Genomic DNA, 26630 nt, shown 5'->3' on the forward strand with positions numbered 1-26630 from the left:
GAGGGAGGATGTCAAAGCGCCCGCACGGTGACGACGGCGTTGTAGTCGGGGATCCGCGCCTGCGGTGACCGGCGCGTCTCGTCCAGCAGCACGTTGCCCTCCGGCCAGTGGACCTGCAGGTTGCCGGGCACGAGCGGGGCGCGCAGCACCTTGCCCCGGTACGAGCGCTCGCCCGCGCGCAGCTCGACCGGGGTGCCGTCGGGCAGGCCGAGCCGGTCGGCGTCGTAGGGGCTCATCAGCACGGCCTCGCGCATCGCGCCGTTGAAGCCGTCCATGCGCTCGTGGACCATGCTGTTGAACTGCTTGCCGCGCCGGGTGGCGACGGAGAACGCGCCGTCGGGCCGCTCCAGCGCCGGTGGATCGACCGCCGAGAACCCGCCCCGCCCGTCGGGGGTGGGGAAGCGGCCGCCGGGGCAGAGGTGGCGGCCGCCGTACTGGACGCTGTCGCCGAACCGCCGCAGCCCGGCGATACCTTCGTAGAAGGGCACCGCGCGCTCGATCTCCTCGCGGATCGCGGGCGTGCCGGTGAACCTCACGAGTCTCGAAATTTCGGGACGTGTGGTGGCGGCCAGCTCGGTGAAGATCTTCCACTCCGGCCACGCCTCGCCGATCCGCGGCCCCTCCACCTCCGGCGAGAAGATCACCCGCCGCTCGGTCGACGTCTCGGTCACCCCGCCCGCCATCTCGTAGCGCGTCTGCGCGGGCAGCAGCAGCACGTCGCCCTCGGCAGGCACGAGCATCTGCGACGACAGCACGATGTCGATGTGCACCCGCAGCTTGAGCCGGGACAACGCCTCCCGGCAGTAGTCAGGGTCGGGCAGCACCTCCAGGAAGTTGCCGCCGGAGGAGACCAGCGCGTCCAGCTCCCGCGCGTGCGCCGCGTCGATCATGTCGGTCGCCGTCAGCCCCGGCGAAGAAGGCACCTCGAACCCCCACATCCCGGAGAACTTCGCCGCGTTCTCCCGCGTGACGGGCAGCCCGCCCGGCAGCCCGGTCGCGTACGCCCCCATCTCGGCACCGCCCTGCACGCCGCTGTGGCCGCGGATCGGCATCAGCCCGCACCCGTCGCGCCCCACGAAGCCTCTGGCCAGCGCCAGGTTGACGATCGCGCGTACGTTGTCCTCGCCGTGGGTGTGCTGGGTGATGCCCATCGACCACACCAGCACGGCGGAGCGGGCCTCGCCCAGCATCCTGGCCAGGCGCAGCATCTCGTCCCTGGTCGACCCCGACAGCGCCTCCAGCACCTCCCACGACTGCTCCGACACGGCCCGGCGGGCCTCCTCGAAGCCGGTGGTGTGCCCGGCGACGAACTTCTCGTCGATCCAGTCGTTCTCGATCAGGTGCTTGAGCACCCCGTTGAGGAAGCCGATGTCGCCGCCCTGGTGAACCCCGAAGAACTCATCGGTGATCTTCGTGCCGAACAGGGCCGACTCGGCGTTGGACGGCACCCAGTAACGCTCCATGCCGGGCTCGCGGTAGGCGTTGACCATCGCGATCCGGGTGCCGGCCTTCTTGGCGTGGTAGAGATACTTCATCGCCACCGGCTGGTTGTTCGACGGGTTCGACCCGATGAACACGATCAGGTCGGAGCCGATCCAGTCCTGATACGAGCAGGTCGTGGCCGCCGCCCCGATGGTGTCCTTGAGCGCCACCGTCGACGGCGAGTGGCAGATGCGGGCGGCGTTGTCGACGTTGTTGGTGCCGAGCGCCCGCACCGCCTTCTGGGCCGCGTAGTAGTTCTCGTTCGGCATGCCGCGGCTGGTCAGGTAGGCGCCGAAGCGCGCGTCGCGCAGCCCTTCGGCCGCCACCCGCAGCGCCTCGTCCCACGACACGCGGGTGAAGCCCGGCTCGCCGGCGCGCCGCAGCATCGGGTACGGCAGCCGCCCCAGCTCCCGGAGCTCGGCGCTCCTCTTCCCGGCGAGCCGGTCGGCGTCCGTCAGCACCGACACGTCGAGCGCGGGCATCGTGTTGAGCGGCAGCAGCCGCAGCCTGATGTTGCACAGGTGGACCTCCCGCATGGTCCAGTCGCGCATGCCCTTGGTGCCGAGCGCGCACCCGTCGCACGTCCCCCGGGTGAGGATCCGCCACGCGTAGCGCCTGTTGCCCTTGACCGACCGGAAGGCCTTGATGAGCTCCAGGTAGTTGTTCGGCTTGCGCAGCCCGAGGCCGAACGGCCGCCACGAGGCCCAGTTGCGCGGATCCAGTCGCTTGCTCATGCGTCCATCTTGCTCCTGGCCGATCCGTGGTTCCGCCCGGCCCTTCCGGAGTCCGGCAGGCGGATGCGACAGGATGGGGGGATGTCTCGCTACCACGACCTCGACCGGCCACCCCTGTCCGAGGCGGCGCTCAACCGCGCCCTGGTCCGCCCCGGCTCGCTGTGGACGGGCATCAGGGTCGTCGACAGCACCGGCTCCACCAACGCCGACCTCGCCAAGGCCGCCAGGGACGGCGCGCCCGAGGGCGCGGTGCTGGCCGCCGAGGAGCAGGTGGCGGGCCGCGGCAGGCTGGGCCGCCCCTGGACCGCTCCGGCGTACGCGGGGCTGACGTTCTCGGTCCTGCTCAGGCCCGAGGCGCCGGTCACCGCGTACGGATGGCTGCCGCTGCTGTTCGGCGTGGCCGCCGCGTCCGCGGTGCGCCGCCTGGCCGAGGTGGACGTGCGCCTGAAGTGGCCCAACGACCTGCTGATCGGCGAGCGGAAGCTGGCCGGGGTGCTCGCCGAGAGGGTCGAGGGCGGGGTGGTGATCGGCATCGGGCTGAACGTGCTGCTGAGCGAGGACGAGCTGCCCGTCGCCACCGCGACCTCGCTGGCCGTGGAGAAGGCCGCCTGCGTCGACCGCGACCCGCTGCTGCGGGCCGTGCTGCGGGAGGTCGAGACCCACTACCGCGAGTGGGACGAGGCGGGCGGCGACGCCGACGCCTGCGGGCTGCGCGCCGCCTACCTGGCCCGCTCCGCCACCGTCGGCCGCGACGTGCGGGTGGAGCTGCCCGGCGGCAGCGTGCTCACCGGCCGTGCCACCGGCGTCGACCGGTCGGGCCACCTTCAGGTGAGCGCCGAGGACCGGGCCTACGCGCTGAGCGCGGGCGACGTCGTGCATGTTCGGGCCACGACGTAGCCGCCGATCGGCCGAGGTGGCACCATTTGCCCATGACCATTCCCGACCACCACCTGACACAAGGTGAGCGCCGCGTCCGGTCCTTCAACCCGCACTGGAAGCGGCTGGTCGTCCCCTTCATCGCGCTCCTCCTGATCGCCGCGGCCTCCGGCGCGGCGATCTACTTCGTCCCGGACACCTGGGAGTACGCCTCCTACGCCCGCATCGCGGTCGTCGTCATCGGGCTGATCCTCATGACGATCTGGTCGTTCGTCCCGTACCTGCAGTGGAAGAACACCGGTTACGTCCTCACCACCCACCGGTTCTCGATCAGCACCGGCGTGCTCAACAAGTCGACCGACGAGATCCCGATGGCGAAGGTCAACACCGTCAGCTCCGACCAGACGCTCTTCGAGCGGCTGCTGGGCTGCGGCACCCTCACCGTCGAGTCCGCCGGCGAGCGGGGTGAGATCGTGCTGCGCGACATCCCGCGGATCCAGGAGGTCCGCACCGAGCTGTTCCGGCTCCTGGAGGACGCCTCCGACGGCGAGATCGACGGCCGGTAGCCTGTGCAGCGGCTCGGGCAGCGGCCGGTGAGAGGTCTCGGCGTGGTGCGGCCCCATGTCTTGCGGAGATCACCCTCCTGGACACAAGATGGCTGGCATGCCGTACGAAGTTCAGGGTGTCATCGCCCGAGGTAAGGGCCAGGAAGTCTCACTTGAAACGGTGCTCGTCCCCGACCCGGGCCCGGGCGAGGCGGTGGTGACCGTCCAGGCGTGCGGGGTCTGCCACACCGACCTCCACTATCGCCAGGGCGGCATCAGCGACGACTACCCGTTCCTGCTCGGGCACGAGGCGGCCGGCGTCGTGGAGGCGGTCGGCGAGGGCGTCACCGGCTTGGAGCCCGGCGACTTCGTCATCCTCAACTGGCGGGCCGTGTGCGGCCAGTGCCGGGCGTGCCTGCGCGGCCGGCCGTGGTACTGCTTCAACACCCACAACGCCACCCAGAAGATGACCCTGACCGACGGCACCGAGCTGTCGCCCGCGCTCGGCATCGGCGCCTTCCTCGGCAAGACGCTGGTCGCCGCCGGGCAGTGCACGAAGGTCTCGGCCGAGGCGCCCGCGTCCGTGGCCGGGCTGCTGGGCTGCGGCGTGATGGCCGGCCTCGGCGCCGCCATCAACACCGGCGGCGTCACCCGCGGCGACACGGTCGCGGTCATCGGCTGCGGCGGCGTCGGCGACGCGGCCATCCTCGGCGCGTCCCTGGCCGGCGCATCCAAGATCATCGCGGTGGACGTCGACGAGCGCAAGCTGGAGTGGGCACGCGGCTTCGGCGCCACCGACACCGTCAACTCCCGCGAGAACGACCCGGTCGAGGCGATCCGCGACCTCACCGGCGGCTTCGGCGCCGACGTGGTGGTCGAGGCGGTCGGCAGGCCCGAGACGTACGAGCAGGCCTTCTACGCCCGCGACCTGGCCGGCACCGTGGTGCTGGTCGGCGTGCCCACCCCCGAGATGCGCATCGACCTGCCGCTGCTGGACGTGTTCGGCAGGGGCGGCGCGCTGAAGTCGTCGTGGTACGGCGACTGCCTGCCGACCCGCGACTTCCCGATGCTCATCGACCTGTTCCTGCAGCACCGGCTGCCGCTCGACAAGTTCGTCACCGAGACGATCGCGCTCGACCAGGTCGAAGAGGCCTTCCACAAGATGGAGCGCGGCGACGTGCTGCGGTCGGTGGTGATCCTCTAAATGCTCGACAAGGTCATCACCTCCGGCACCTTCTCGCTCGACGGCGGCACCTGGGACGTCGACAACAACGTCTGGCTGGTCGGCGACGCCCGTGAGGTCGTCGTCATCGACGCCGCCCACGACGCCGAGGCCATCGCCCAGCGGGTCGGCGGGCGCAGCGTGCGGGCCATCGTCTGCACCCACGCGCACAACGACCACATCAACGCCGCCGCCGACCTGGCCCGCCGCACCGGCGCGCCGATCCGGCTGCACCCCGCCGACCAGGTGCTCTGGGAGCAGGTCTACGGGGACGAGGTCGCATACGAACCGCTCGCCGACGGCGACAAGTTCGAGGCCGGCGGGATCGAGCTGCAGGTCCTGCACACCCCCGGCCACGCGCCCGGCGCGGTCTGCCTGTACGCGCCCGAGGTGGGCGCGCTGTTCAGCGGCGACACGTTGTTCAAGGGCGGGCCGGGGGCGACCGGGCGGTCCTACTCGTCCTTCGACACGATCATCGAGTCGATCCGCGAGCGGCTGCTCACGCTGCCTCCCGAGACCGTCGTGCACACCGGTCACGGCGACTCGACCTCGATCGGCGCGGAGGCGCCGCACCTGGAGGAGTGGATCACCCGAGGTCACTGAATCCGCCTTATGGCGGACCTCACATAGGCAAGCCTTACCTCAGTGGGCTACCTTAGGTGTGCCTTACCTGAGTTGTTCCCCTGAGAGGCTGCCCCGGATGTACGTGTGTGTCTGTCGTGCCGTGACCGAGAACGAGGTTCACGACTGCATCGCCGCGGGCGCCAAGAGCGCGAAGCAGGTACGCGACACCACGGGCGCCGGGGGCGACTGCGCCCGGTGTGTACGAAAGATCTGTGCGATGCTGAAAAGGTCGGAGGAACTCACGACCGCATAGCACAAGGGGCTTGTTTCATGCAGGGTGACAGGCAGATCATCGAGCTGCTCAACGAGCAGTTGACCGCGGAGCTCACGGCGATCAACCAGTACTTCCTGCACGCCAAGATGCAGGAGAACTGGGGCTACACCAAACTCGCCGAGCACACCCGCGCGGAGTCGTTCGACGAGATGCGACACGCCGAGCGGCTCACCGATCGCATCCTGTTCCTGGAGGGACTGCCCAACTACCAGCGGCTGGGCACGCTCCACATCGGCCAGACGGTGCCCGAGCAGCTCCGGGCCGACCTGGACGTCGAGCTGGGCGTCGTGGAGCGGCTGCGGCCCGCCATCGCGCTGATGCGCGAGAAGGGCGACATCACCTCCGCCCGCATCTTCGAGGAGATCCTCGAGGACGAGGAGGAGCACATCGACTACCTGGAGACCGAGCTCGAACTCATCCAGACGCTCGGTGAGCAGCTCTACCTCGCCCGCTACGCCGAGCCGCCGTCCAGCGACGACTGAGCCCGCCGCCCGCGCCCGAAGTTCCGTCAATGCGACCCCCGCCCGCCGGTTTTCCCGGCGGGTGCGCGCGTTTCTGGGGGACGTAAGGGTTTAGCCCCGAGTATCGCGGTAATTTAATCACGACTAACCGACATTTAGTCGCGTTTGCCCAGGTCAATAGATAGGTCAACTACGAGTCAAACCGCGCGCTGTGCCCGGGAAACGATCGCCTAAGGACCTACGATCGCCTCATGACCTGCGTACTTCTCGCCGAGGATGACACCTCGATTTCCGAGCCGCTCGCGCGCGCCCTGCGCCGCGAGGGCTACCAGGTTGAGGTGAGCCCCGACGGCCCGCAGGCCCTGGAGAGGGCACTGTCGGGTGGCATCGACCTCATCGTCCTGGACCTGGGCCTTCCGGAGATGGACGGCCTGGAGGTGGCGCGCCGCATACGTGCGGAGGGGCACGGCACTCCGGTGCTGATCCTCACCGCACGCGTTGACGAAGTGGACACGGTGGTCGGCCTCGACGCCGGCGCCGACGACTACGTCACCAAACCGTTCCGGCTCGCCGAACTGCTCGCCCGGGTGCGGGCACTGCTGCGGCGCGGCACGTCCGAGACCCCGGTGGTCCAGGGCGTCCGCATCGACGCCGACTCACGCCGCGCCTGGATGGGCGACAAGGAGCTCCACCTCACCACCAAGGAGTTCGACCTGCTGCGCGTGCTGGTGCGCGACGCGGGCAAGGTGGTCACCCGCGAGCAGATCATGCGCGAGGTGTGGGACACCAACTGGTGGGGCTCGACCAAGACGCTCGACATGCACATCTCCTGGCTGCGCCGCAAGCTGGGAGACGACGCGGCGAAGCCTCGTTACATCACGACCGTCCGGGGAGTCGGCTTCCGCTTCGAACGCGAGTAGGCATGCGCCGACGCCTGCTCACTTCAACCCTCCTCGTCGCGGGCATCGCCGTCCTTCTGCTCGGAGTGCCCCTGGGCGTCGTCGTCAGCCGGCTGATCGTCGATGATGCCGCCCAGCAGCTCAGAGCGGAGGCGACACGCCTGGTGGGCGAGGTCGAGTACGCCCGGATCCAGGAGACGCCGCTCGACCCGCAGCAACTGGAGCAGAAATATCCGGATCGCTACATCCAGATATTCGAACGCGGGAACCCCCCGAAGGCCACCGTCGTCGGCACGCCACCCCCGTCCGGTCAGCAGATGACCGAGGACGCGGAGTCCGACAGCGGCATCTTCGTCCGGGTGAGCCGCGACAGGGCACAGGTCGAGCAGGACGTGTACGCGCGCCTGCTGCTGATCGTCGCCCTGGCCGTCGCGGCTCTCGCCGTCGCCGTCGGCCTGGCCATCGTGCAGACCCGCCGGCTCACGCTGCCCCTGCGCGACCTCGCCATGATCGCCGAGCGGCTCGGCTCCGGGGACGCCCGGCCGAGCAAGCACCGCTACGGCATCCCCGAACTCGACAGGGTGGCCCAGGTACTCGACCGCAGCGCCACCCGCATCTCCGACCTGCTCACCCGTGAGCGCGAGTTCGCCACCGACGCCTCACACCAGCTGCGAACCCCGCTGACCGGCCTCACCATGCGCCTGGAGGAGATCGTCGCCGCCTCCAACCACCCGGAGGTCGTGCGCGAGGAGGGCGAGGCGGCCATCGTGCAGGCCGAGCGGCTCACGGCGGTGATCGACGAGCTGCTCGCCGCGGCCCGCCGCCAGCGTCACTCCCAGGCCGAGCCGACCTCCATCGACCAGGTGCTGGTCCAGCAGGTCACGGAGTGGGACCCCGTCTTCCGCGGCGTGGGACGCAGGCTCGTGCTCGAAGGCACCCGCGACCTCAAGGCGCTGGCCACCACCGGCGGCTTCGGCCAGGTCATCGCCACGCTGCTGGAGAACTCCCTGCGCCACGGCGGCGGCACCGTCACCGTCACCACGACGAGCGGCGACAACTACGTGGTGACCGAGGTGACCGACGAGGGGCCGGGCATCGACGACGAGATCGCACCCAAGATCTTCGACAGGAACGTGAGCGGGGGCGGCGGCACCGGTCTCGGGCTGACGCTCGCCCGCGCGCTGGCCGCCGCCGACGGCGGACGGCTGGAGCTGGTACGGAGGAGGCCGGCGACGTTCGCCGTCTTCCTGCGCCCGGCCGACGCCCCGGGCAGGAACCGCGTGGTCAGCGGTCCTGCCTGAGCTCGATCGCGGGCAGCTCGGCCGGGATCGGCGTGGTCGCCTCCAGGAACACCCACTTCTTGTAGGACCAGTAGCGGAAGAGGGTGCCGAGGCCGACGCCGACGATGTTGGCGATGTTGAGGCTGACCGGGTCGTCGAACTTGAGCGTGTAGGTGGTGAACCCGATCACCAGCACGCCGAACAGCAGCGCGATGCCGTTCATCAGGAAGAACAGGAAGTATTCGCGCCCCAGCCCGCTCTGCTCGCGGTGGCGGAACGTCCAGAAGCGGTTGCCCGCGTACGCGAAGGTGGTCGAGATCGTCGTGGCGAAGACCTTCGAGGTCATCGGCCCGATGCCGACGACCAGGTGGAAGAAGTTGAGCGCGCCCAGGTCGATCAGGAAGGCGAGCCCTCCGACGATGCCGAACTTCGTCAGCTCATGCAGAAGGGCGGCGAACCGCTGGTACAAGCTCTTGACGAACCGCACGTGTCTGCTCGGCCCTTCCGCCTCGTCACGCCATGACCACTTCAGCGTACCGGGGTACCTTACCGTGGCGTGTCAGCATCTTCTTTCCTGAAGACTGCCCGTTATGACGCGGTTCGCACCGAGGGCGCTCTACCTGCGAGCGCTCCGGAATGCGGCCGGTATGCTCACCTCACGTGAACGCATACAGTCCCATCGGCCCCGTCGTCGGCATCGTCGGCGCCGGACAGCTCGCCCGGATGTCGCAGCCCCCCGCCATCGCTCTCGGCGTCGAACTGCGCGTGCTGGCCGGGTCCTCTGACGAGAGCGCCGCCCGGGTCATCGTCGACACCCGCGTCGGCGACTACCGCTCCCTCGACGACCTGCGCGCGTTCGCCGAAGGCTGTCACGCGATCACGTTCGACCACGAGCACGTCCCCGGCGAGCACATCCGCGCGCTCATCGACGACGGCCACGCCGTCCACCCCGGCGCCGACGCCCTCGTCCACGCCCAGGACAAGGCCGTCATGCGTGAGCGGCTGACCGCGATCGGCGCCCCGTGCCCGGCCTGGGCCCGCGTCTCCGGCCCCGGCGAGGCGGCCGCGTTCGCCGCCGGGCACGGCTGGCCGGTGGTGCTCAAGGCGGTCACCGGCGGCTACGACGGCCGCGGCGTGTGGGTGTGCGACTCGGAGGAGGCCGCGGCCGAGGCGTTCGCCGCCGCCGGCGGCCCGCTGCTCGCGGAGGCGTTCGTGCCGTTCGAGCGCGAGCTCGCCGTGCTCGTCGCCCGTTCCCCGCACGGCCAGGGCGTCAGCTACCCGGTCGTGGAGACCGTGCAGCGCGACGGCATCTGCGTAGAGGTGCTCGCCCCCGCCCCCGGGCTCGACCCCGAGGAGGCCGCCGAGGCGCAGCGCGTCGCCCTGCGGATCGCCGACGAGCTGGGCGTCACCGGCCTGCTGGCCGTCGAGATGTTCCAGACCCGGCAGGGGCTGCTCGTCAACGAGCTGGCCATGCGCCCGCACAACAGCGGCCACTGGACCATCGAGGGCTCCCGCACCTCCCAGTTCGAGCAGCACCTGCGGGCCGTGCTCGACCTGCCGCTCGGCACGCCCGCCATGACCGCGCCGGTGGTCGTCATGGCCAACCTGCTCGGCGGCGACGACCCCGACCTGTTCAAGCGGTACGAGCACGTCATGGCCCACGATCCGGCCGTCAAGGTGCACTTCTACGGCAAGCAGGTGCGCCCCGGCCGTAAGATCGGCCATGTCACCGCCGTCGGTGACGACCTCGACGAGGTCAGGGCCCGCGCCCGCCACGCCGCCGTCTACCTGATGACCGGGGAGTACACGTGAGCATCGGCATCGTCATGGGCAGCGACTCCGACTGGCCGGTGATGAAGGCCGCCGCCGAGGCGGTCGCCGAGTTCGGGATCCCGTTCGAGGCCGACGTCGTCTCCGCCCACCGGATGCCCGCCGAGATGATCGAGTACGGCAGGCAGGCGGCCGGCCGCGGCGTCGAGGTCATCATCGCGGGCGCGGGCGGCGCCGCCCACCTGCCCGGCATGCTCGCCTCCGTCACGCCGCTGCCGGTGATCGGGGTGCCGGTGCCGCTGAAGTACCTCGACGGCATGGACTCCCTGCTGTCGATCGTCCAGATGCCGGCCGGGGTGCCCGTCGCGACCGTCGCGGTCGGCGGCGCCCGCAACGCCGGCCTGCTCGCCGTACGCATCCTCGCCGCCACCGACGCAACCCTGCGCGCCCGCATGGTCGAGTTCCAGGAGCGGCTCAAGGAGCAGGCGCACGCCAAGGGCGAACGGCTGCGCGCCGAGGCGGCGGCGCTGAAGCCGGCCGATTGATCCGCCCGCCCCGGGAGAGGGCCGTGCTGGACGTGCTCGCGGGCCACGCCGCCCGGGTACGCGCCGCCGACCCGCTGGCCGGCGGTCAGGACCGGCTGCCCAAGCCCGGCCTCGGGGAGCAGCTCGTCGAGGTGCCCGGCGCCGTCGGCCTGGCCTCGATGGACCGTTCCGGCCTTGACACACTCAACGCCACCTGGGGCCCGCTCGTCGTCCACCGGCTGCACGCCCGCGTCGGCGGCCCCGACCCGGAGGCGGCGCTCGGCGCGCTGCTGGACGCGTGGACGGCAGCGCCCCGGCGGGAGCCCGGCCCGCTCGCGGTGCTGTGGTCCAGCCGCGACACCGCCGCCGTCCGCGCCCTGGCCGTCCGCGGCTTCGCCCCGACGGTCACCGTCGCTGCCCGCCCCCGCAGGCCCCCGGCCGGGCAGGCCACGGACCCGCGCGTACGGCCCGCCACCGCTGACGACCTGGACGGGATCGCGCGTTTGTACGAGGCGCTGGTGGCGTACGACGCGCAGTTCGGCTGGGTCACGCCGCGGCCGTCGACGCCCGCCAGGATCAGGGAGCATCTCACCGGCACGCTGCCCCGCTCGTGGGCCTGGGTGGCCGAGCACGACGGCGCGGTGACCGGCGTCGTCATCGTCGACCCGCCGCCCCGGTCGCGGTGGATCGCCTCCATGGTGACCCGGATGCCGGCCGCCTACCTGGGCGTCATGTACGCCGACCCCGCCGTACGGGGCCGGGGTGTCGGCGCGGCGCTGGCCGCCGCCGCGCACGCCCGGCTGGACGCGTGGGGCGTGGCCACGACGCTGCTGCATCACGCGGTGGCGAACCCGCTGTCAGGCCCGTTCTGGGCGCGCCAGGGCTACCGGCCGGTGCACACCCAGTGGGTGCGTCAGGGGCGGCCCAGCGCCCGGTAGTGCCACCCGGCGGAGCGCCACGCCTCGGCGTTGAGCGCGTTGCGCCCGTCGACGATCTTGCGGGTGGCCACGACCTCGCCCAGCGCCTCCGGGTCCAGGTCCAGGAACTCCTGCCACTCCGTCAGCAGCAGCACGACGTGCGCGCCCCGTACCGCGTCGAGGGCCGACTCGCCGTAGGCGAGCTGGGGGTGTGCCTTGCGGACGTTGTCGAGCGCGATCGGGTCGTAGATCGTGACCTGCCCGCCCTGCCGCCCGATCGTCACCGCCACGTCGAGGGCGGGGGAGTCGCGTATGTCGTCGGAGTTGGGCTTGAAGGCGGCGCCGAGCACGCCCACCGTGCAGCCGTGGAAGGAACCCCCGGCCAGCTCGCGGGCCAGGTCGACCATGCGGGCGCGGCGGCGCATGTTGATCGCGTCCACCTCGCGCAGGAACGTCAGCGCCTGGTCGGCGCCGAGCTCGCCGGCCCGCGCCATGAACGCCCTGATGTCCTTCGGCAGGCAGCCGCCGCCGAACCCGAGCCCCGGGTTCAGGTAGCGTCCGCCGATGCGGTCGTCGTACGAGAGCGCGAGCGAGAGCTGCTGCACGTCGGCGTGAGCGGCCTCGCACACCTCGGCCATCGCGTTGATGAAGGAGATCTTGGTGGCCAGGAAGGAGTTGGCGGCGGTCTTGACCAGCTCGGCCGTCGGGAAGTCGGTCACCACCATCGGCACGTCGCCGAGCGGCTCGTAGACCTCACGCAGCACCTTCTCGGCCCGCTCGGAGCGCACGCCCAGCACGATGCGGTCGGGGTGGAGCGTGTCCTGCACGGCGAAGCCCTCGCGCAGGAACTCGGGGTTCCACGCCAGCTCGGCCTGCTCGCCCGCCGGAGCCAGCGCGGACAACCGGTCGGCCAGCCGGGACGCGGTGCCGACCGGGACCGTCGACTTGCCGACCACCAGGGACGCGCGGTCGAGATGGGGGGCCAGCGAGTCGATCGCGGCGTCGATGTAGGACACGTCGGCGGCGTACTCGCCCTTCTTCTGCGGCGTGCCCACGCAGACGAAGTGGACGTCGCCGAACGCGCCGGCCTCCTCGTAGGAGGTGGTGAAGCGCAGGCGGCCGGACTCGAGGCCGCGGCGGAGCACGGGTTCGAGCCCTGGCTCGTGGATGGGGAGCTCGCCGTTGTTGAGGCAGCGGACCTTGTCGGCGTCGATGTCAAGGCCGAGCACCTCATAGCCGAGATCCGCCATGCAGGCCGCATGCGTGATGCCCAGGTAGCCGGTCCCGATCACCGTCAGGCGATATGGCACGAGTGAGCTCCTTTCCATTGCGGAGGAATGCTACAGGCCCGCGCCCACCCTTCTTCGTGCCACCTCTTCTCAAGCACAAACCGTACCGGTTGGTAGCAAGATGCTCGGACGTCCTACTATCTGTGCATGAGCTTTCCTCTGTACGCGCCCGCCGAAGAGCACGACATGCTCCGGGAGACGGTCAGGGCCCTCGCCGACGAGAAGATCGCCCCCCGCGCCGCGGAGGCGGACGAGGCCGAGGAGTTCCCCTGGGACGTCTACAAGGCCCTGGTCGCATCCGACCTGCACGCCATCCACGTCCCGGAGGAGTACGGGGGAGCCGGCGGCGACGCGCTGGCCGCCGTCATCGTCATCGAGGAGGTCGCCCGCGCCTGCGCCTCCTCCTCGCTGATCCCCGCCGTCAACAAGCTCGGCACCGTGCCGATCATGCTGTCGGCCTCCGAGGAGCTCAAGCAGCAGTACCTGCCCGCCGTGGCCCGCGGCGACGCCATGTTCTCGTACGCGCTCTCCGAGCCGGAGGCGGGCTCCGACGCCGCCGCCATGAAGACCCGCGCCGTCCTCGACGGCGACCACTACGTGCTCAACGGCACCAAGATGTGGATCACCAACGCGGGCGTGTCCGAGTACTACACGGTCATGGCCGTCACGGACCCGTCGGCCGGGGCGCGCGGCATCTCCGCCTTCGTGGTGGAGAAGTCGGACGAGGGCGTCTCGTTCGGGCCCAAGGAGCGCAAGCTCGGCATCAAGGCCTCCCCGACGCGTCAGGTGATCCTGGAGGACGTGCGCATCCCCGAGTCGCGGATGATCGGCGCGCCCGGGACCGGGTTCAAGACCGCGCTGGCCACCCTGGACCACACCCGGGTGACCATCGCCGCGCAGGCCCTCGGCATCGCGCAGGGAGCGCTGGACTACGCGGTCGGGTACGTCAAGGAGCGCAAGCAGTTCGGCAAGGCCGTCGCCGACTTCCAGGGCGTGCAGTTCATGCTCGCGGACATGGCGATGAAGCTGGAGGCGGCGCGGCAGCTCACCTATCACGCGGCGGCCAAGTCGGAGCGGGCCATGAAGGGTGAGCCGCAGAAGGACCTCACGTTCCTGTCGAGCGCGGCCAAGTGCGCTGCTTCCGATGCGGCTATGGAGATCACCGTGGACGCGGTGCAGATGCTGGGCGGGTACGGGTACACCAAGGACTTCCCGGTGGAGCGCATGATGCGCGATGCCAAGATCACGCAGATCTACGAGGGCACCAACCAGATCCAGCGCATGGTGATGGCCCGGCAGCTCCTCAAGTAGGCGCTGACATGCACGAACCCCGCCTGCCTCGCCTCGCTGGACGGGCGGGGTTCGTCGTCCCGGGATCCCGGTTCACACCTGAGGTCATAGCGCCCCGGGAGGGCCGGGCAGGACGATCTCGAAGAAGCCATGCGCTCTGTACGTGGCCAGCTTCCTGGCCTTGCCGGTCCTGACGTTCACCGCGTACGCGGTCATGGTCCGGTACGGCTGGTCGATCACCGCGGGCTCGTCGTCCGGCACGTCGGACGCCGGCCTGCACCGCACGGACATGGTGAGAGCGGTGACCTCCTCGGCGCTGAGCCAGGTGCGCAGCGAGATCTGGGAGACATCGGCGGGCAGGCCGCTGATGACGGTCGGCTTCCGCTTCTCGCCGGTGAGCGTGTCCATGAGGGCCAGGTCGCCGCGGCGGCACGGCCGCTCGGCGGTGCTGAGGTTCTCGATCACCGCGACGGTTCTGCCATCGGGGGCGAGAGGGCTGAAGTGGTAGTCCACCGGCAGGATGACCGACGTGGTGTCGCCCTTGGAAGAACTGGGCCACAGGTTGGAGATCGTCCGCAGCCGTGATCGCGGCGAGTACTCCGCGAGGGTGATGGTCGCGCCGTCCGGGGACAGACCGATGGGGACCCAGCGGTTGGGCAACTCGCGGACGGCCCCGCCACGCATGTCGATGAGCAGCGCGGGATCCTTGAAGTCCGGAACCTTGCTGAAGGCGACGAACCGCCCGTCGTCCGACAGCATCAGTCGCGAGACGCTGCCCAGCAGGCTCTTGGGCACCTTCTGCGCGGCCGTCGTCTTCCGGCCGGAGGCCAGATCGCGGACCTGGAAGGTGCCTTCATCGGCGCTGTAGTAGGCGATCTTGCGGCCGTCGCGGCTGATCGCCAGCGGGCTGTCGCGCAGGCCGGTGCGGCCGGGAGCGAGGCTGCGCAGCGCGTCCGGCACGTGGTAGGTCTCGCCGCTCCGGGTGACCACCCGCCAGCCTCCGTCTTTGCAGCCCTTCGGCGCCTCCCCGCGGGCCGGCTCGCAGAAGGTCTTGTACGCGTGGCTCAGCGGCCCCACCCCGCGCGCCGGCAGGTCGCCTGTGGAAGCGGCCTCCTGCCGCCTGTCGGGCAACAGCCGGACGGCGGCCGTCGCACCAAGCGCGACGACCACGACCATGCCCGCCGCGAGGAGCGAGACGACCGTACGCCGCCTGCGGTGATGTGCCGCGATCGTACGTTCGGCCAGGTCCACCTGCGGAGAGTCGTCGGCCAGATCGACGAGCACGTCCCGTAGCCAGGTCATCGGCGGGCCTCCTCTGCTTCCAGGTCTGAGAGTTTCGGCGCCAGTTCGGGCGCCAGCTCGCGTAAACGGGCCAGCGCGTAGTGGGCCTGGCTCTTCACCGTGCCGACCGAGCAGTTCAGCAGCTCGGCCGTCTCGCGTTCGGTCCGGTCCTCGTAGTAACGCAGCACGATCACCGCCCGCTGCCGGGGCGGCAGCCGCATGAGAGCCCGGCGCATGACGAGCCGCACGATGGTGGAGTCCTCGCTCGAGTACAGCCGGTCGGGCGGGTCGGCGGTCGGAAGCTCGGCTCTGACCCGGCGCCGTCGCCACGAGATGTACTGATTCAGCAGCACCTTGCGCGCGTACGCCTCGGGATACTCGACGCGCGACAGCCTGAACCAGCGGCCGAACACCTTCAGCAGGGCGCTCTGCAGCAGGTCCTCGGCCTGGTGGGCGTCTCCCGTGAGCAGGTACGCGGTGCGCATCAGCGCCTGCTGATGGGCGGCGACGAACTCGCGGAAGCTGTCATTGCGATCCAAAATGACTCCTCTCGACCGTTACGGACGCCGGCGACACGTCGAAAGGTTCGGTCCCGTCCGGTGAGGGCTTCGGGTCGCGTTTCCTCAGGTGGACGGGCGGGGCGTCGGAAAACACGCAGATCTATGAGGGTACGAACCAGATCCAGCGCATGGTGATGGCCACCTTGGCTTGGCAAAGCGCTGGGGAAGGACGTCGAGCCTGCGGTGGATATCAGAGCAATCCCGGCGATTCGGTTGCTCTGACTTGTGCACCGCAGTCCAATGGCGTCACACCTCGACCTCGTGCCCATCATCGCGCCCGAGGGAGTCGCGCATGACCCGGGAGCAAGTGGAACAGGCGTTACGCCGAGCGGAGCAGCTCACCGACGAGGCCAGGACCAGTCTCGATCGGGCGTTGGCCCTGATGGCGCAGAACATCTGGACCGGGTCGGCCGCGCAGCGCTTCGGCCAGGAGCTCACCGGTCAGCGCCAGGTCCTGCTCAGCGCCTGCACGGAGACGGTGAACGAACTTCGGGAAGGGGATATGCGCGAGATGATCAAGCGATGGCTCGAGACATCTGCAATGTTCCAGCAGTAAAACCAGGTGAGCTGGCGATTCTGCCCACGCTCCCCTACAGCGTGCGTCGAAGATTCCGACGCTACCGTTCGAGAGCGTGGCTACATCCCTGCATGGTTCATGCTCATCGCTAATCCAGGCGCTGACCAACCGCCCTCCCCGCTCCCGCCCGGTCCGTGGATCCGGCCTTGAGTGGCGGGGGGACTGCCGGCCACCGGAACGCGGCGCCAAGCGTCGGCCTGCGGCATTCGGTTCGACATCCGGAGAACTGCCCTATGTCCAGATTGGTGATCTTTATTCCCGAATATACACATATAAGTTGGATTGTCAACTATGGTTGCGATGTGTCTATATATGCATTTTGTCAGATTAGTGACGTCTGCACCTATGTGACTGGTAGTAGATATGACATGTAGGTAGTTCTCGCGAATCTGCCCCGCTGAGAGCAGCGATCCTCCAAGATGGCTTGTCCAAGGCGAAGTGCCACCGTTGGAAGATCCACCATTTAGCGCTTGACAACGCCTTTAAATGGAGAAATCCTAATCGGCTCTTCTCAGACTGACGTGGAGAGCCATCACGCATCAGCAGGATGTCATTCCGGGAGAGGTCATGGAGAACACTTCTGGCACGAGTCGCCCCGCCGCCCGGCCTCCGAGGCCTCTGCCTGTCATCGTGATGGCGGACGTAAGCGGGAGCATGCACACCCAAGGCAAGATCAAGGTTCTCAACGAGAGTGTCCGCTCAATGATCAGGAGCTTCGCTGCTGAGGACAACGTACGCGGTGAGGTTTGGGTCGCCGTCGTGACGTTCGGCAGTGGAGGAGCCTTGCTCCATCAGCCCTTGATCCCAGCGCCCCAAGCAGCCTGGACCGACATGCGCGCCGACGGCGGCACACCCATGGGCCAGGCATTCGACCTGGCCGAGGGGATACTGCATGACGAGAGCACCATTCCCGAGCGTGCCTATACCGCCACGCTCGTATTGGTTTCCGACGGCAAACCGACCGATGAGTGGCAGGAGCCGTTGAAACGCCTGGTTTCCTCCCGCCGCGGTGCCAAGTCGGTGCGCCTGGCCGTCGGCGTGGGCCAGGAAATGGACGACGAAGACTTCGCGGTGCTCACAGCCTTCACCGGGGATGCCACGAAGGTGGTCCGCGCTCATGAGATTGACCGGCTATCTTCCTTCTTCGCCTGGGTCACGATGAGCGTGACAACGCAGCTGCGCAGCGGCCAGCCCGACACACCGCCCGAGATGAAGGCCGACGACGTACTCGGATTCATGAGCTGAGAGGACGGCGGTGATCAGACTCGAAGAGGAGTCGGTGTGGTCAACCTTCGGCTCACGCATGGTCGTGCGCCAAGAGGATGGCACGGCTATGGAACTGACCCGCAAGCTTGGCGCCGGAGGCCAGGGCGAGGTGTGGGCGGCCGGCCGTAGGAGAGCGGTCAAGCTGCTGCACGCCCCCAGCCAGAAGGCTGCACTCGAACTGCACCGCCGCTTGCGGCTGGTGCGCCGTCTCGACTTGGCGGGTCTGCCCATGTCCAGTCCGCTGGCTGTTCTCGCACCGCCGAATCTCGGATATGTCATGGAATTGCTGGAGGACATGGTCTCCATCCAGACGTTGTCGAATCCGCCCAGGAACGGAGACGTGCTCCAGTGGTATGTCCGCGCGGGAGGGCTGCGGCGGCGGCTGCGTGTCCTGGCCAGATTGGCGGGGGCACTGGCGGCACTACACGCGCGTGGAATGGCTTACGGCGACCTCTCCCCGCTGAACGTGCTGGTTTCCGAGCCCATCGAACATGAGCAGGTGTGGTTGATCGATGTGGATAACGTCGCGGTGGAGTCGGAGATCAGGGACCGCGCGGTGATGACGCCAGGATACGCCGCTCCGGAGATCTCCTCCGGCAAGGGCGGTGTGAGCAGTGTCAGCGACGCTTACGGCTTCGCCGTGCTCGCCTTCGAGACCCTCGCGATCATACACCCCTTTCTGGGCGACTTGGTGGAAGATGGCCCGCCCGGTCTGCAGGCAATGGCGTTCGCCGGCGAGATGCCATGGGTCGACCATCCAGAAGACGTGACCAACCGATCGAGTTACGGTCTGGACCGCAGTCTGGTTCTGACGCCGGGGCTCGCGAAGCTCGCGAAGATGGCGTTCGTCGACGCACTACACGAACCGGTGAGCCGGCCAACCGTCAGAGAGTGGCGGCTCAAGCTGAACGAAGCGGCCGACATGACGCTTGAATGCGCTGGCTGCGCTGGCACGTTCTATGCGAATCGGATGTCCTGTCCGTGGTGTGGTGCGACTGCGGCGCAGGCCTTGCTCGCCCGGTCGCAAGTGTATGTCCCGGCCGACGATGTCGTGAGTGCGCGACTAGTGGACCGCAACGAGGCGCTTGTGATCCAGAAAGGTCTGCGCGCTGTTGTTACGGCCAGAACCGTGCTTCTCGATCATGACGATCCCGAACGGCGGGTCGCCGTCTTGAAATGGGAGACCGATGGACGGCTCGTCGTCCACAACCTGTGGGACCGCCCCTTGTGGCTCTCCCCGCCGGGAGGAGATCCAGTAGTCCCGGTCGAACCGCGTACCGAGTCAACGATCCCAGGCAGGGGCGGCGCCCCTACGTGGGTACTGCGTTTCGGCATGGAGCGAGAGGCTCATCGCTTGCTCACGTTCGTGAAGATCGCGAGGTGAGGTGGATGCCTAGAGGTAATGGACGCGCGACTCTGGATCCCATTCCAGGACAGGCGACGCTTATTTGGATGTCCTGGCAAGGCCCTAGCGTCCTCCCAGAGATAGAGCCTGACGTCACCGAGGTGATCCTTCGTCACACACCACTTGGTGGCTACATCGCTGAGGCTGCGGGCGCCCGATCCATGGTGGAGGGCAGAACCCAGGAAGATAGCCGCCTGCTCCAATGGAAGCTAGGCATGAGCGATGCACGGATCGCCATCGCTGTGGCCACGGAGCATGTGCCTGGCTCGCGCAGAGGAGAACGTTCCCGGCAATACCTAGCGGTCAACCTCTACGGGTACGCTCGGCCGCGGGGCCACGACTGGCACGCTCCCTTACTGATCGGCGTTGACGACAAACCGTTGCGCACCGTCTACGGCCTTGCACGGATGTCCCGTCAACCGAAACCCGATCGGGCCATCGCCTGGCTAAAAGAGCGGCTTCTGATCCCCGCTAGGCCCGGCTCGCCATCTGGCGCCCCTAAACGCATGATCGTCTCCGCTGGCGTCGCCTTGGACGTCGAGCGCCCTGCAGCCTTCCGTGTTCACGGTCGCGGTGTGGCCGCAGACGTTCGCATCATCGGGGATCGTGCCATGGTCACTCGGGTCACTCGGCAAGGAGTGCACGCCCAGCAAGGCCAGCTGACGCTCGTCGAATCCGACGTGGACTTCACCGATGAATCACGTGCCACAAAGCTACAGGCAGAGATGAAGCGCCAGGTCTCCCGGCTCGCCGCGGGAGAAGGCTTTCTGGCCATGTGGAACGACTACAACCGCTACGACAGTCGGTATCTCACCAGGAGGGTAATCGAGACGGGGTACGTGAGGTACGACGCTGTCGATACACTCCGCGGCGGCCTTGTCCGTTTCACCGTGTCACCGTCATCCCTAGCGAGCGAGCCCGGGAGGCTGCTCTTCCAAAATGCCGCCAAGGGAGAGGAGCAAGACGAGCCTCTGGAACTGGAGGCCGCGCAGAGCTTGCCCGGCCTCCTCGCCAGAGTCGACGGAGAGGCCGTCGAGACGACGCAACCGGATATGCCAAGTGAGTGGGGCCTTCTCGATGAATCCCTTGACAAGGCCACCGTCCGGGGTCGCGTGGTCAACAGTAACGCACGTGCGGGAACCATCGATGTCCGCTTGGCCACAGACGACAGGGCAAACCCGGTCATCTCAGTGCGCCGTCGTCCCAGTAGACCGGACCCAAAGGGCTTCCTCTACATGTCCTACCGCGGTGACAGGCAACAGATGCTGCGGCGCCGGGAAGCCTGGCAACGCATCCTGAATCGGGGTACCCGCATTCCCAACCTATTGTCTCTGCTTGAAGGTGAGGCGGTCGAGGCCCCGCCACCACCTGCGCACATCGATCCGCGGTCGGACGCCGCAGTTGCATGCTTCCGCGGTGGCGACCCGACTCCCGCGCAGTTGGACGCCCTAGACGTCGCACTGAACACCCCCGACATCGCGATCATTCAGGGGCCTCCGGGGACGGGCAAGACACAAGTCATCACCGCCCTCCAGACCAGGCTGTCCGAGGAGGGCCGAGTCTACGCGCACCTGCGCGGCAGCATGCTTCTCACCAGTTACCAGCACGCCGCAGTGGACGAACTGGTCGAGCGGTCAGTGATCTACGGTTTGCCTGCGTCGAAGGTGGACCGAGCGGGGCGCGGGACAACCGTGCAGGCAGACCGGTGGCGTCAGGAGACCATGCGCCACCTTCAGGCGCGGATAGAGGGCACCAGCAGCGGGCGTGGGGTGCGCGCGCTCAGGGAGACAAGTATCCGTGTGGCAGGCTACCTGCTGGCACCCATCGCAGGGAAAGACCTCGCTCGCCTGCTGCGGGAGATCGAGGATTTCGTCGCGGGCCTGGTGCCCGGACGGCTCACCGACGAACTGCGCATGCTGGCTCTCGAGCTCGAACTGCCTGCGATGCCGTGGACGCTCACCGCACGCGACGAACTCGACCTGGCAGTGCGCGCGGTGCGCGGGATTCGTACGACACCGGAATCCTTCGGAGACGATGGCCCCACCATGGCGGGAAAGGCGCTGCGTTGGCTCCGCGCGCTGTTGGATACGGAAGAGGCAGAGGGGCCGCTCCGTACAGCCCTGGCCGGACCCATGGATCTGCTAGCCGACGCCGCCCAGTGGCCATCTCAGGGCCCTGACTTGCGGCTGGAGGACCTCGCACGGGTCCAGGATGAGTTGCTCGACCTCCTGATGCGACCAGCGGGGCCGGCGCCCGATCCCGTAATGGACCCAGATGTGGCGAACTTGCTGGAGCGGATCGTCGACACGCTGGAACAGCGGCTTCGCGACTCTCCCGAGAACGGGGCGGAGCTGGCGCTGCAGGATTTCCTGGAAGCGCTGGAAGGAGATCCGATCGCGGTTAACTGGACTTTGCGGGAGTACACCGCCTCCTACGCCGCCACCTGCCAGCAGGCCAGTTCCAGAACCATGGCCGATGCCAAGCAAAGTTCCAGGATCGACGAGGTCGTCTTCGATACCGTGATCGTGGACGAGGCGGCCCGCGCCAACCCCCTCGATCTGATGATTCCTTTGATCCACGCAGGCCGACGCATCATCCTGGTCGGCGACCATCACCAGCTCCCTCACATGCTGGAGCCCGACGTGGAGCGCATGTTCCAGGATCGGGCGGACGCACCCCAGCAGCTCCGGCAGAGCCTTTTCGAACGACTGTTTCACAGTCTCGGCGACAAGAGCGCGGCAACGCGACGGGTAGTTACCCTCGACACTCAGTTCCGTATGCACCCAACACTCGGCAAGTTCGTCAGTCGTAATTTCTATAGGAACACCCTCGAATCCAAGCGGCCGGCCACGGAATTCGCCCACAGCCTGCCCGGCTATGAGGGAAAGGTGGCGGCGTGGATCGACCTACCTCCCGCCGTAGGGCAGGAATACGGTGATCGCAGTAAATACCGCCCCGTCGAGGCTCAGCGCATTGCCGCAGAGGTGCAGCGACTGCTCGACGCTGCTCCCCAGCTCACCTTCGGCGTCATCACCTTCTACTCCGCGCAAGCGAATGAGATCTGGAAAGAGTTGAGAGAACTCGGGCTCGCGACGCTGACCGACCGAGGCCACGAGGTCGTAGAACGACTCCGCTACGACCGCTCTGGCAAGCGTCTGGACAGACTGCACATCGGAACCGTGGACGCCTTCCAGGGAAAGGAGTTCGACGTCGTGTTCCTGTCGGTTACCCGTTGCCCGCCGCCGGGGGAACAGCCGCCTTCCTCCGATTCCCCGTCCTACCAGCGTTGGGTGCGCCGTCGCTACGGTCACATCACCTTGCGCAACCGCATGTGCGTGGCCATGAGCCGACAGAAGCGCCTGCTGATCGCGGTGGGGTCCAAGCAACTGTTCGCACCTCAGACGGCACCTCGCGACGTCGAACCGCTGGTCGACTTCCTGCATTTGTGCGAGGAGGGCGAGCGTGCCGCTCGGTCATGAAGCACCTCGGATCTTGCAGTTCGACTACGTGGATCGGTCCGACCGCCGGTTCGTCCTCCTCTGGCCTGCGTGGGCGTACCGAGTGACCGCTCCTATCATTGAGCGGCATGTCCTCGACCTGTTCCAGCGCGTAATTCTGGCGCTGTGCCAATCGGGGATCCGGCAGGCCGACCACGTCGGACAGCAGATCGGGCTCGACACACGCTTGTGCGGCCACATCCTCAAGGAGGCGAAGCGGGCCGGCCACATCGACGCCCGCGGTGAGCTTACAGAGCAGGGCCGTGAGGCGCTCCGGATCGGCGCCGCGGCCGAGGATCCTCGTTGGCGCGTCTGCTACGTCTTCCAAGACCCGTTCACCGAGCAACTCTGGCCGCGTGCGGTCGATCAGCTCTCCGCTGCGTACGTGCTCGGCTTTGAGGGAGACCGTGTTCAGATACAACTGGCCACAGCCGGGCGCTCCGACGTCGCGTGGGGCCATCGCGTTTCCTTCCCGGCAAAGCCTCCCAGGCGCCCAACCGCAGCCGACGTGCTCGGAGCACTGATGGACGATCAGAGCGACCGCCGCACTTACGCTGTGCGCGAGTTCGAGCAGAACGAGGGCTTGGAGCCCGTGACTGTGCCCGACGATCTCTTACGTCCCCGGGTGCCGGGACGGGTCGGCGCCGAACAGCTCGAGATCGACCGGATCTCTTTGATCGCCGAGCCAGAGGCGGTTCTCCTGGTCGGTTTCGTGGAGGTCACGGACAAGGACGCCTTCTCCCCGCGATCTGAGGGCTGGACCGCTCACGATCTCTTCGGCGTCGCCGACGGTGAGTGGCTTCGGTCATTGATCCACCGGTATCTTCCGCAGGATCACCCGATCGCCAAGGGCGTCGAGGATCGTGTGCAAGCCGAGATTCAGCGCTTCTGGGATGAGTACCGCAAGGTGGACCACACGGCCAGAGAGAGAGCCGAGAACGATCTGGTCCAAGCGCTGGGGCCCGAGGTTCGCGAGCGCCATGATGTGTACGAACTGATGATGGACGTCGAACTCGCGGTACGGCGTGGTGACCAAGCTGAAGCGATTGAGAAGGCTGCCCACCACACGTGGCGCCTTTACGAGGCGCTGGCTCGCAGAATGGCTAGCGCTTACCCGATCCCGCCGGAGGTCAGTGATCTCAGTAGCAGGCTGCGACGGGCCACCATGGAGAAGGCGGCCCAGGATCTGGGCTTTCACGCACTCCCCGGTAAGTACGCCCAGTTCGACGCCAACACGATCCGCAACGTAGCCAGAGACGCACAGCGCGGCAGAGGATATGTGCAACCGCTCATGGTGGCCTGTCTTCTGGCCGCGGCTTCCTCTGCTCATCCCGATCACCCACTGCGTCGGATGTCGGCACGGAGGCCAGACCTGCTGACGTCCCTGCTGACGCTCAATGCGATCCGCAACGGTGGCGCGCACGCCGAGCCCTCTGAAGGTGCGCCAGGTGACGGTCCCTGGTGCCGCGCCCTCGCCGTAGAAGCGGCTCGCGAGCTTCTCCTTCTCTCACCTTCGAACTGACGAACCGAAAGGACTCGTGCACCATGGCTTCAGGCCGCAAGGGCGGAAAGAGACGACAGACCGTGGGCAGGCGCCCCGTCGCAAAACCCACGGCCCCTCAGCCTGTCGATCCGGCCCCGAAGTCGGCCGATCTGGTGGCCCAAGCGGAAGAAATCGCGGATGTCCTTGGAGGAGAGACAGCGCTCCCCACCGCGGAGGCCGCGCCGCAAGAGATGGACACTGCGGTACTCCGGGCGGCCTGGCAGCGCTTCGATCAGGCGAAGAACGCCTACGAGGGCCTGACTGAGGCTGTGAAGGAGAAACAGCAGGCGCTGACTACGCAGGAAACTGCCTTGACCGTGCGCGCGAAGAACGTGCAGGACAAGGAAACAGTCCTGGAAGCACGGACCAAAGCTCTGGACGAACGCGATTCAGCCTTGCTGGAGCGGGAGAAGGAGCTGAACACCCGGCTGGCGCGGGAGAAGGAGACACTGCTCGCTGCTGCGCGCAAGGAACTCGACGCCCTGCTTAAGGGCGTCGAGGCGGAGCGTGCCGAACTAGAAGCGCAACGTGAGCAGGCCAGAGCAGAGTTGATGAAGGAACTGGCACGTGAACGCCAAGAACTGGCCGACGAGCAGAAGACGCTGCGGCAGGAACGGCGTTATCTGCGGGAGCTGAAGGCGAAACTCGACGCCCAGGCTGAGGACCTGGCGGATATCAAGGCGATGTACGAGGAGCGCATGCGACTGGCCGTCGCCTCAGCTACCGAGGTGCTCCAGGAGAAATACGAGCATGCCCGGCGCATGCACGAACAAGCTCGTCAGGACGCCCAGCGGCTCGAGAACGAGCGCGAAGAGCGCGCCCGGGTGGATCGAGCCCTCGGCAATCGGCTCCCCGGAGACGTGCTCGCCGAACTCGAGGACGTCAAGAAGGAGAACGCGGCACTGCGAAGAAGTAGGTCGGCCATTCCCGACGACGCTCTAGATCGCTTGCGACTGCTGGAGACCGAACAACAGCACTGGCGGGAGGACCGGACTGTGCTCCGGGCCGAGAATGAGCGGTTGCAGCGCCAGCTAGCAGGCCTGCAGATGTCGGCGGTCGAACTTGAACGTCTGAAGGTCAGCAAGGAAGCCGCCGAGGCCACGGTGAAGGCATACCGCGCCACGGTGGAAGAGCTGAAACAGCAGATGGGCGAACTCACCGAACGCAAGGAGAGCGACACGCCCTTCCCCCAGTGCAGCGCAATGGACGACACCTATTCAGACCCACCCGTTCACCTAGTTGAGGAACTCCCACCGCTCCCGGAACTGGTGGCCTACATCCGCGCCTACATCCGCCAACAGTACGACCTGTTCTACGAAGAGCGCGATCTGCGATGCTTCTTGGCCGGACTGGCGGCGAGCAGGCTGCACTTGCTTCAGGGAATCAGCGGCATTGGCAAGACAGAGTTGCCACAGCGCTTCGCCGAGGCGCTCGGCGCGACGTCAGCCGTCGTCTCGGCGGGCGCCGACTGGCGTACTCCACAGGACCTGATGGGCTACTACAACGCCTTCGAGCGGAAGTTCTACGAGAACGAATTCACGCAGGCGCTCTATCGTGCCTTGTGCGCGCGATACGCGGCTCAGCCCTTCATCGTGGTACTGGACGAGATGAACTTGTCCCACCCTGAGCAGTACTTCAACGACGTCCTGTCGGCGCTTGCTCTGCGGGATAAGGCAGACGGTTCCTCAAGGAACCTGGTTCTGATGAGCGCGGCCGTACAGCCGACTCCTCGGCATCTGCGCGAGGGACGCATGCTGCCACTGCCGCCCAACGTGTGGTTCGTCGGGACGGCCAATCACGACGAGACGACGGTGCCGTTCGCGGACAAGACCTATGATCGGGCCCACGTACTGGAACTGCCGCCCCGATACGAGCGTTTCCCAGCCAAACCCATCGAACCGCTAGGCCCTGTGTCTCTGAAGGCTCTGCAGGCAGCCTTTAGCAAGGCACGACGCAGCAACGACGTTCACAAGCAGATGCAGAAGGCGTACCAATTCTTCGAAGGGGATTTCCTGGACTTTATGGTGCAGGAGTTCAAGATCGCATGGGGTAGCCGACTCAAGTCGCAGTTGTCCGCCTTCGTCCCAGTCGTGCTTGACAGCGGCGGCACCTTGGGCGAGGCACTCGACCACGTCGTTACCACGAAGATTTTCCGCAAGCTGCGCGGGCGCTACGAAATCCAGGCGCCGAAGCTGGAAAATCTGCGCGATGAGCTGCTTGGGATGTGGAAGCTGGTCGACGATGAGGAGCCGACCGCCGCGCTCCGGCTCATCGCCGATGAAATCTACCTGCGCGGGCAGGCATGATGAGCGGC

At 67.7% G+C, this 26630-nt stretch carries 23 protein-coding genes; 18 read left to right on the forward strand and 5 right to left on the reverse strand.

Going from position 1 to position 26630, the window contains the following annotated elements:
• Positions 1-11: 11 nt before the first annotated feature.
• Positions 12-2216, reverse strand: a complete 2205-nt coding sequence (locus ACZ6YG_RS28860; protein WP_466019703.1) for an FdhF/YdeP family oxidoreductase — start codon at positions 2214-2216, stop codon at positions 12-14.
• A gap of 81 nt (positions 2217-2297) precedes the next feature.
• On the opposite strand from ACZ6YG_RS28860, the gene ACZ6YG_RS28865 reads away from it, so the two are divergent.
• The 8 genes from ACZ6YG_RS28865 to ACZ6YG_RS28900 all read left to right on the forward strand — a co-directional run bounded on the left by ACZ6YG_RS28865 (position 2298) and on the right by ACZ6YG_RS28900 (position 8418).
• Positions 2298-3113 carry a biotin--[acetyl-CoA-carboxylase] ligase gene (locus tag ACZ6YG_RS28865; protein ID WP_364225539.1) on the forward strand — a complete coding sequence of 272 codons (816 nt, stop codon included), beginning with the start codon at positions 2298-2300 and terminating at the stop codon, positions 3111-3113.
• A 32-nt stretch (positions 3114-3145) separates the two neighbouring features.
• The gene (locus tag ACZ6YG_RS28870) at positions 3146-3658 is read left to right on the forward strand and encodes a PH domain-containing protein (protein ID WP_148037018.1); all 513 of its coding nucleotides are present in this window, start codon (positions 3146-3148) and stop codon (positions 3656-3658) included.
• A gap of 97 nt (positions 3659-3755) precedes the next feature.
• Entirely contained in the window at positions 3756-4841 is a 1086-nt protein-coding gene (locus tag ACZ6YG_RS28875) for an S-(hydroxymethyl)mycothiol dehydrogenase (RefSeq protein WP_466019704.1), read from the forward strand.
• Entirely contained in the window at positions 4842-5462 is a 621-nt protein-coding gene (locus ACZ6YG_RS28880) for an MBL fold metallo-hydrolase (protein ID WP_148037020.1), read from the forward strand. It abuts the gene before it with no gap.
• Positions 5463-5559: 97 nt separating this feature from the next.
• Complete coding sequence (locus ACZ6YG_RS28885; protein ID WP_148037021.1) at positions 5560-5736, forward strand: (2Fe-2S)-binding protein; 177 nt, start codon at positions 5560-5562, stop codon at positions 5734-5736.
• Positions 5737-5753: 17 nt separating this feature from the next.
• Positions 5754-6239 (forward strand): bacterioferritin, encoded by a 486-nt coding sequence (gene bfr / locus ACZ6YG_RS28890; protein ID WP_148037022.1) that lies wholly within the window; start codon positions 5754-5756, stop codon positions 6237-6239.
• A 230-nt stretch (positions 6240-6469) separates the two neighbouring features.
• The gene (locus ACZ6YG_RS28895; protein ID WP_012888073.1) at positions 6470-7138 is read left to right on the forward strand and encodes a response regulator transcription factor; all 669 of its coding nucleotides are present in this window, start codon (positions 6470-6472) and stop codon (positions 7136-7138) included.
• Between the two features lie 2 nt (positions 7139-7140).
• On the forward strand, positions 7141-8418 hold the full coding sequence (locus ACZ6YG_RS28900; RefSeq protein WP_148037023.1) for an ATP-binding protein: 1278 nt from the start codon (positions 7141-7143) through the stop codon (positions 8416-8418).
• Here ACZ6YG_RS28900 and ACZ6YG_RS28905 read toward each other — a convergent pair.
• On the reverse strand, positions 8402-8884 hold the full coding sequence (locus ACZ6YG_RS28905) for a GtrA family protein (protein ID WP_148037024.1): 483 nt from the start codon (positions 8882-8884) through the stop codon (positions 8402-8404). The genes ACZ6YG_RS28900 and ACZ6YG_RS28905 overlap by 17 nt on opposite strands.
• Before the next feature lie 149 nt (positions 8885-9033).
• Between ACZ6YG_RS28905 and ACZ6YG_RS28910 the strand changes: the two genes are divergently transcribed.
• From ACZ6YG_RS28910 to ACZ6YG_RS28920, 3 genes are read left to right on the forward strand one after another with little or no spacing between them, the layout of a single operon-like run.
• Positions 9034-10209 (forward strand): 5-(carboxyamino)imidazole ribonucleotide synthase, encoded by a 1176-nt coding sequence (locus ACZ6YG_RS28910; protein ID WP_148037025.1) that lies wholly within the window; start codon positions 9034-9036, stop codon positions 10207-10209.
• Positions 10210-10223: 14 nt separating this feature from the next.
• Positions 10224-10712 (forward strand): 5-(carboxyamino)imidazole ribonucleotide mutase, encoded by a 489-nt coding sequence (gene purE, locus ACZ6YG_RS28915; RefSeq protein WP_219543700.1) that lies wholly within the window; start codon positions 10224-10226, stop codon positions 10710-10712.
• Between the two features lie 23 nt (positions 10713-10735).
• Positions 10736-11629 carry a GNAT family N-acetyltransferase gene (locus ACZ6YG_RS28920; RefSeq protein WP_466019705.1) on the forward strand — a complete coding sequence of 298 codons (894 nt, stop codon included), beginning with the start codon at positions 10736-10738 and terminating at the stop codon, positions 11627-11629.
• On the opposite strand, the gene ACZ6YG_RS28925 is transcribed toward ACZ6YG_RS28920, so the two are convergent.
• Positions 11605-12918, reverse strand: coding sequence for a UDP-glucose dehydrogenase family protein (locus ACZ6YG_RS28925; RefSeq protein ID WP_466019706.1), 1314 nt, complete (start codon positions 12916-12918; stop codon positions 11605-11607). The two genes, ACZ6YG_RS28920 and ACZ6YG_RS28925, sit on opposite strands and share 25 nt — an antisense overlap.
• Positions 12919-13044: 126 nt before the next feature.
• Between ACZ6YG_RS28925 and ACZ6YG_RS28930 the strand changes: the two genes are divergently transcribed.
• Positions 13045-14208 carry an acyl-CoA dehydrogenase family protein gene (locus ACZ6YG_RS28930; protein ID WP_148037028.1) on the forward strand — a complete coding sequence of 388 codons (1164 nt, stop codon included), beginning with the start codon at positions 13045-13047 and terminating at the stop codon, positions 14206-14208.
• A gap of 84 nt (positions 14209-14292) precedes the next feature.
• On the opposite strand, the gene ACZ6YG_RS28935 is transcribed toward ACZ6YG_RS28930, so the two are convergent.
• Both ACZ6YG_RS28935 and ACZ6YG_RS28940 read right to left on the reverse strand, forming a co-directional pair.
• Positions 14293-15489 (reverse strand): hypothetical protein, encoded by a 1197-nt coding sequence (locus ACZ6YG_RS28935; protein ID WP_466019707.1) that lies wholly within the window; start codon positions 15487-15489, stop codon positions 14293-14295.
• Complete coding sequence (locus ACZ6YG_RS28940; RefSeq protein ID WP_148037030.1) at positions 15486-16007, reverse strand: SigE family RNA polymerase sigma factor; 522 nt, start codon at positions 16005-16007, stop codon at positions 15486-15488. Before ACZ6YG_RS28940 ends, ACZ6YG_RS28935 begins: the two co-directional genes overlap by 4 nt.
• Before the next feature lie 313 nt (positions 16008-16320).
• On the opposite strand from ACZ6YG_RS28940, the gene ACZ6YG_RS28945 reads away from it, so the two are divergent.
• From ACZ6YG_RS28945 to ACZ6YG_RS28970, 6 genes are all read left to right on the forward strand, one after another.
• A complete protein-coding gene (locus ACZ6YG_RS28945) occupies positions 16321-16584 on the forward strand; it encodes a hypothetical protein (RefSeq protein ID WP_466019708.1) in 264 nt (87 codons plus the stop codon).
• Positions 16585-17238: 654 nt separating this feature from the next.
• The gene (locus tag ACZ6YG_RS28950) at positions 17239-17850 is read left to right on the forward strand and encodes a vWA domain-containing protein (RefSeq protein ID WP_466019738.1); all 612 of its coding nucleotides are present in this window, start codon (positions 17239-17241) and stop codon (positions 17848-17850) included.
• Positions 17851-17860: 10 nt separating this feature from the next.
• The gene (locus ACZ6YG_RS28955; RefSeq protein WP_466019709.1) at positions 17861-19255 is read left to right on the forward strand and encodes a protein kinase domain-containing protein; all 1395 of its coding nucleotides are present in this window, start codon (positions 17861-17863) and stop codon (positions 19253-19255) included.
• Between the two features lie 236 nt (positions 19256-19491).
• On the forward strand, positions 19492-22755 hold the full coding sequence (locus ACZ6YG_RS28960) for a DEAD/DEAH box helicase (RefSeq protein ID WP_466019710.1): 3264 nt from the start codon (positions 19492-19494) through the stop codon (positions 22753-22755).
• A gap of 13 nt (positions 22756-22768) precedes the next feature.
• The gene (locus tag ACZ6YG_RS28965) at positions 22769-24295 is read left to right on the forward strand and encodes a hypothetical protein (protein WP_466019711.1); all 1527 of its coding nucleotides are present in this window, start codon (positions 22769-22771) and stop codon (positions 24293-24295) included.
• 23 nt (positions 24296-24318) lie between these two features.
• Entirely contained in the window at positions 24319-26622 is a 2304-nt protein-coding gene (locus ACZ6YG_RS28970) for an AAA family ATPase (RefSeq protein ID WP_466019712.1), read from the forward strand.
• Positions 26623-26630: the final 8 nt, after the last annotated feature.

The organism is Nonomuraea sp. NPDC054003, assembly GCF_055585125.1.

Bases quoted from the DNA above. Each gene is read 5' to 3' on its own strand.
- ACZ6YG_RS28860 (WP_466019703.1), bottom strand. From the start codon at position 2,216: ATGAGCAAGCGACTGGATCCGCGCAACTGGGCCTCGTGGCGGCCGTTC.
- ACZ6YG_RS28865 (WP_364225539.1), top strand. From the start codon at position 2,298: ATGTCTCGCTACCACGACCTCGACCGGCCACCCCTGTCCGAGGCGGCG.
- ACZ6YG_RS28870 (WP_148037018.1), top strand. From the start codon at position 3,146: ATGACCATTCCCGACCACCACCTGACACAAGGTGAGCGCCGCGTCCGG.
- ACZ6YG_RS28875 (WP_466019704.1), top strand. From the start codon at position 3,756: ATGCCGTACGAAGTTCAGGGTGTCATCGCCCGAGGTAAGGGCCAGGAA.
- ACZ6YG_RS28880 (WP_148037020.1), top strand. From the start codon at position 4,842: ATGCTCGACAAGGTCATCACCTCCGGCACCTTCTCGCTCGACGGCGGC.
- ACZ6YG_RS28885 (WP_148037021.1), top strand. From the start codon at position 5,560: ATGTACGTGTGTGTCTGTCGTGCCGTGACCGAGAACGAGGTTCACGAC.
- bfr (WP_148037022.1), top strand. From the start codon at position 5,754: ATGCAGGGTGACAGGCAGATCATCGAGCTGCTCAACGAGCAGTTGACC.
- ACZ6YG_RS28895 (WP_012888073.1), top strand. From the start codon at position 6,470: ATGACCTGCGTACTTCTCGCCGAGGATGACACCTCGATTTCCGAGCCG.
- ACZ6YG_RS28900 (WP_148037023.1), top strand. From the start codon at position 7,141: ATGCGCCGACGCCTGCTCACTTCAACCCTCCTCGTCGCGGGCATCGCC.
- ACZ6YG_RS28910 (WP_148037025.1), top strand. From the start codon at position 9,034: ATGCGGCCGGTATGCTCACCTCACGTGAACGCATACAGTCCCATCGGC.
- purE (WP_219543700.1), top strand. From the start codon at position 10,224: ATGGGCAGCGACTCCGACTGGCCGGTGATGAAGGCCGCCGCCGAGGCG.
- ACZ6YG_RS28930 (WP_148037028.1), top strand. From the start codon at position 13,045: ATGAGCTTTCCTCTGTACGCGCCCGCCGAAGAGCACGACATGCTCCGG.
- ACZ6YG_RS28935 (WP_466019707.1), bottom strand. From the start codon at position 15,489: ATGACCTGGCTACGGGACGTGCTCGTCGATCTGGCCGACGACTCTCCG.
- ACZ6YG_RS28945 (WP_466019708.1), top strand. From the start codon at position 16,321: ATGACCCGGGAGCAAGTGGAACAGGCGTTACGCCGAGCGGAGCAGCTC.
- ACZ6YG_RS28950 (WP_466019738.1), top strand. From the start codon at position 17,239: ATGGCGGACGTAAGCGGGAGCATGCACACCCAAGGCAAGATCAAGGTT.
- ACZ6YG_RS28960 (WP_466019710.1), top strand. From the start codon at position 19,492: ATGAGCGATGCACGGATCGCCATCGCTGTGGCCACGGAGCATGTGCCT.
- ACZ6YG_RS28970 (WP_466019712.1), top strand. From the start codon at position 24,319: ATGGCTTCAGGCCGCAAGGGCGGAAAGAGACGACAGACCGTGGGCAGG.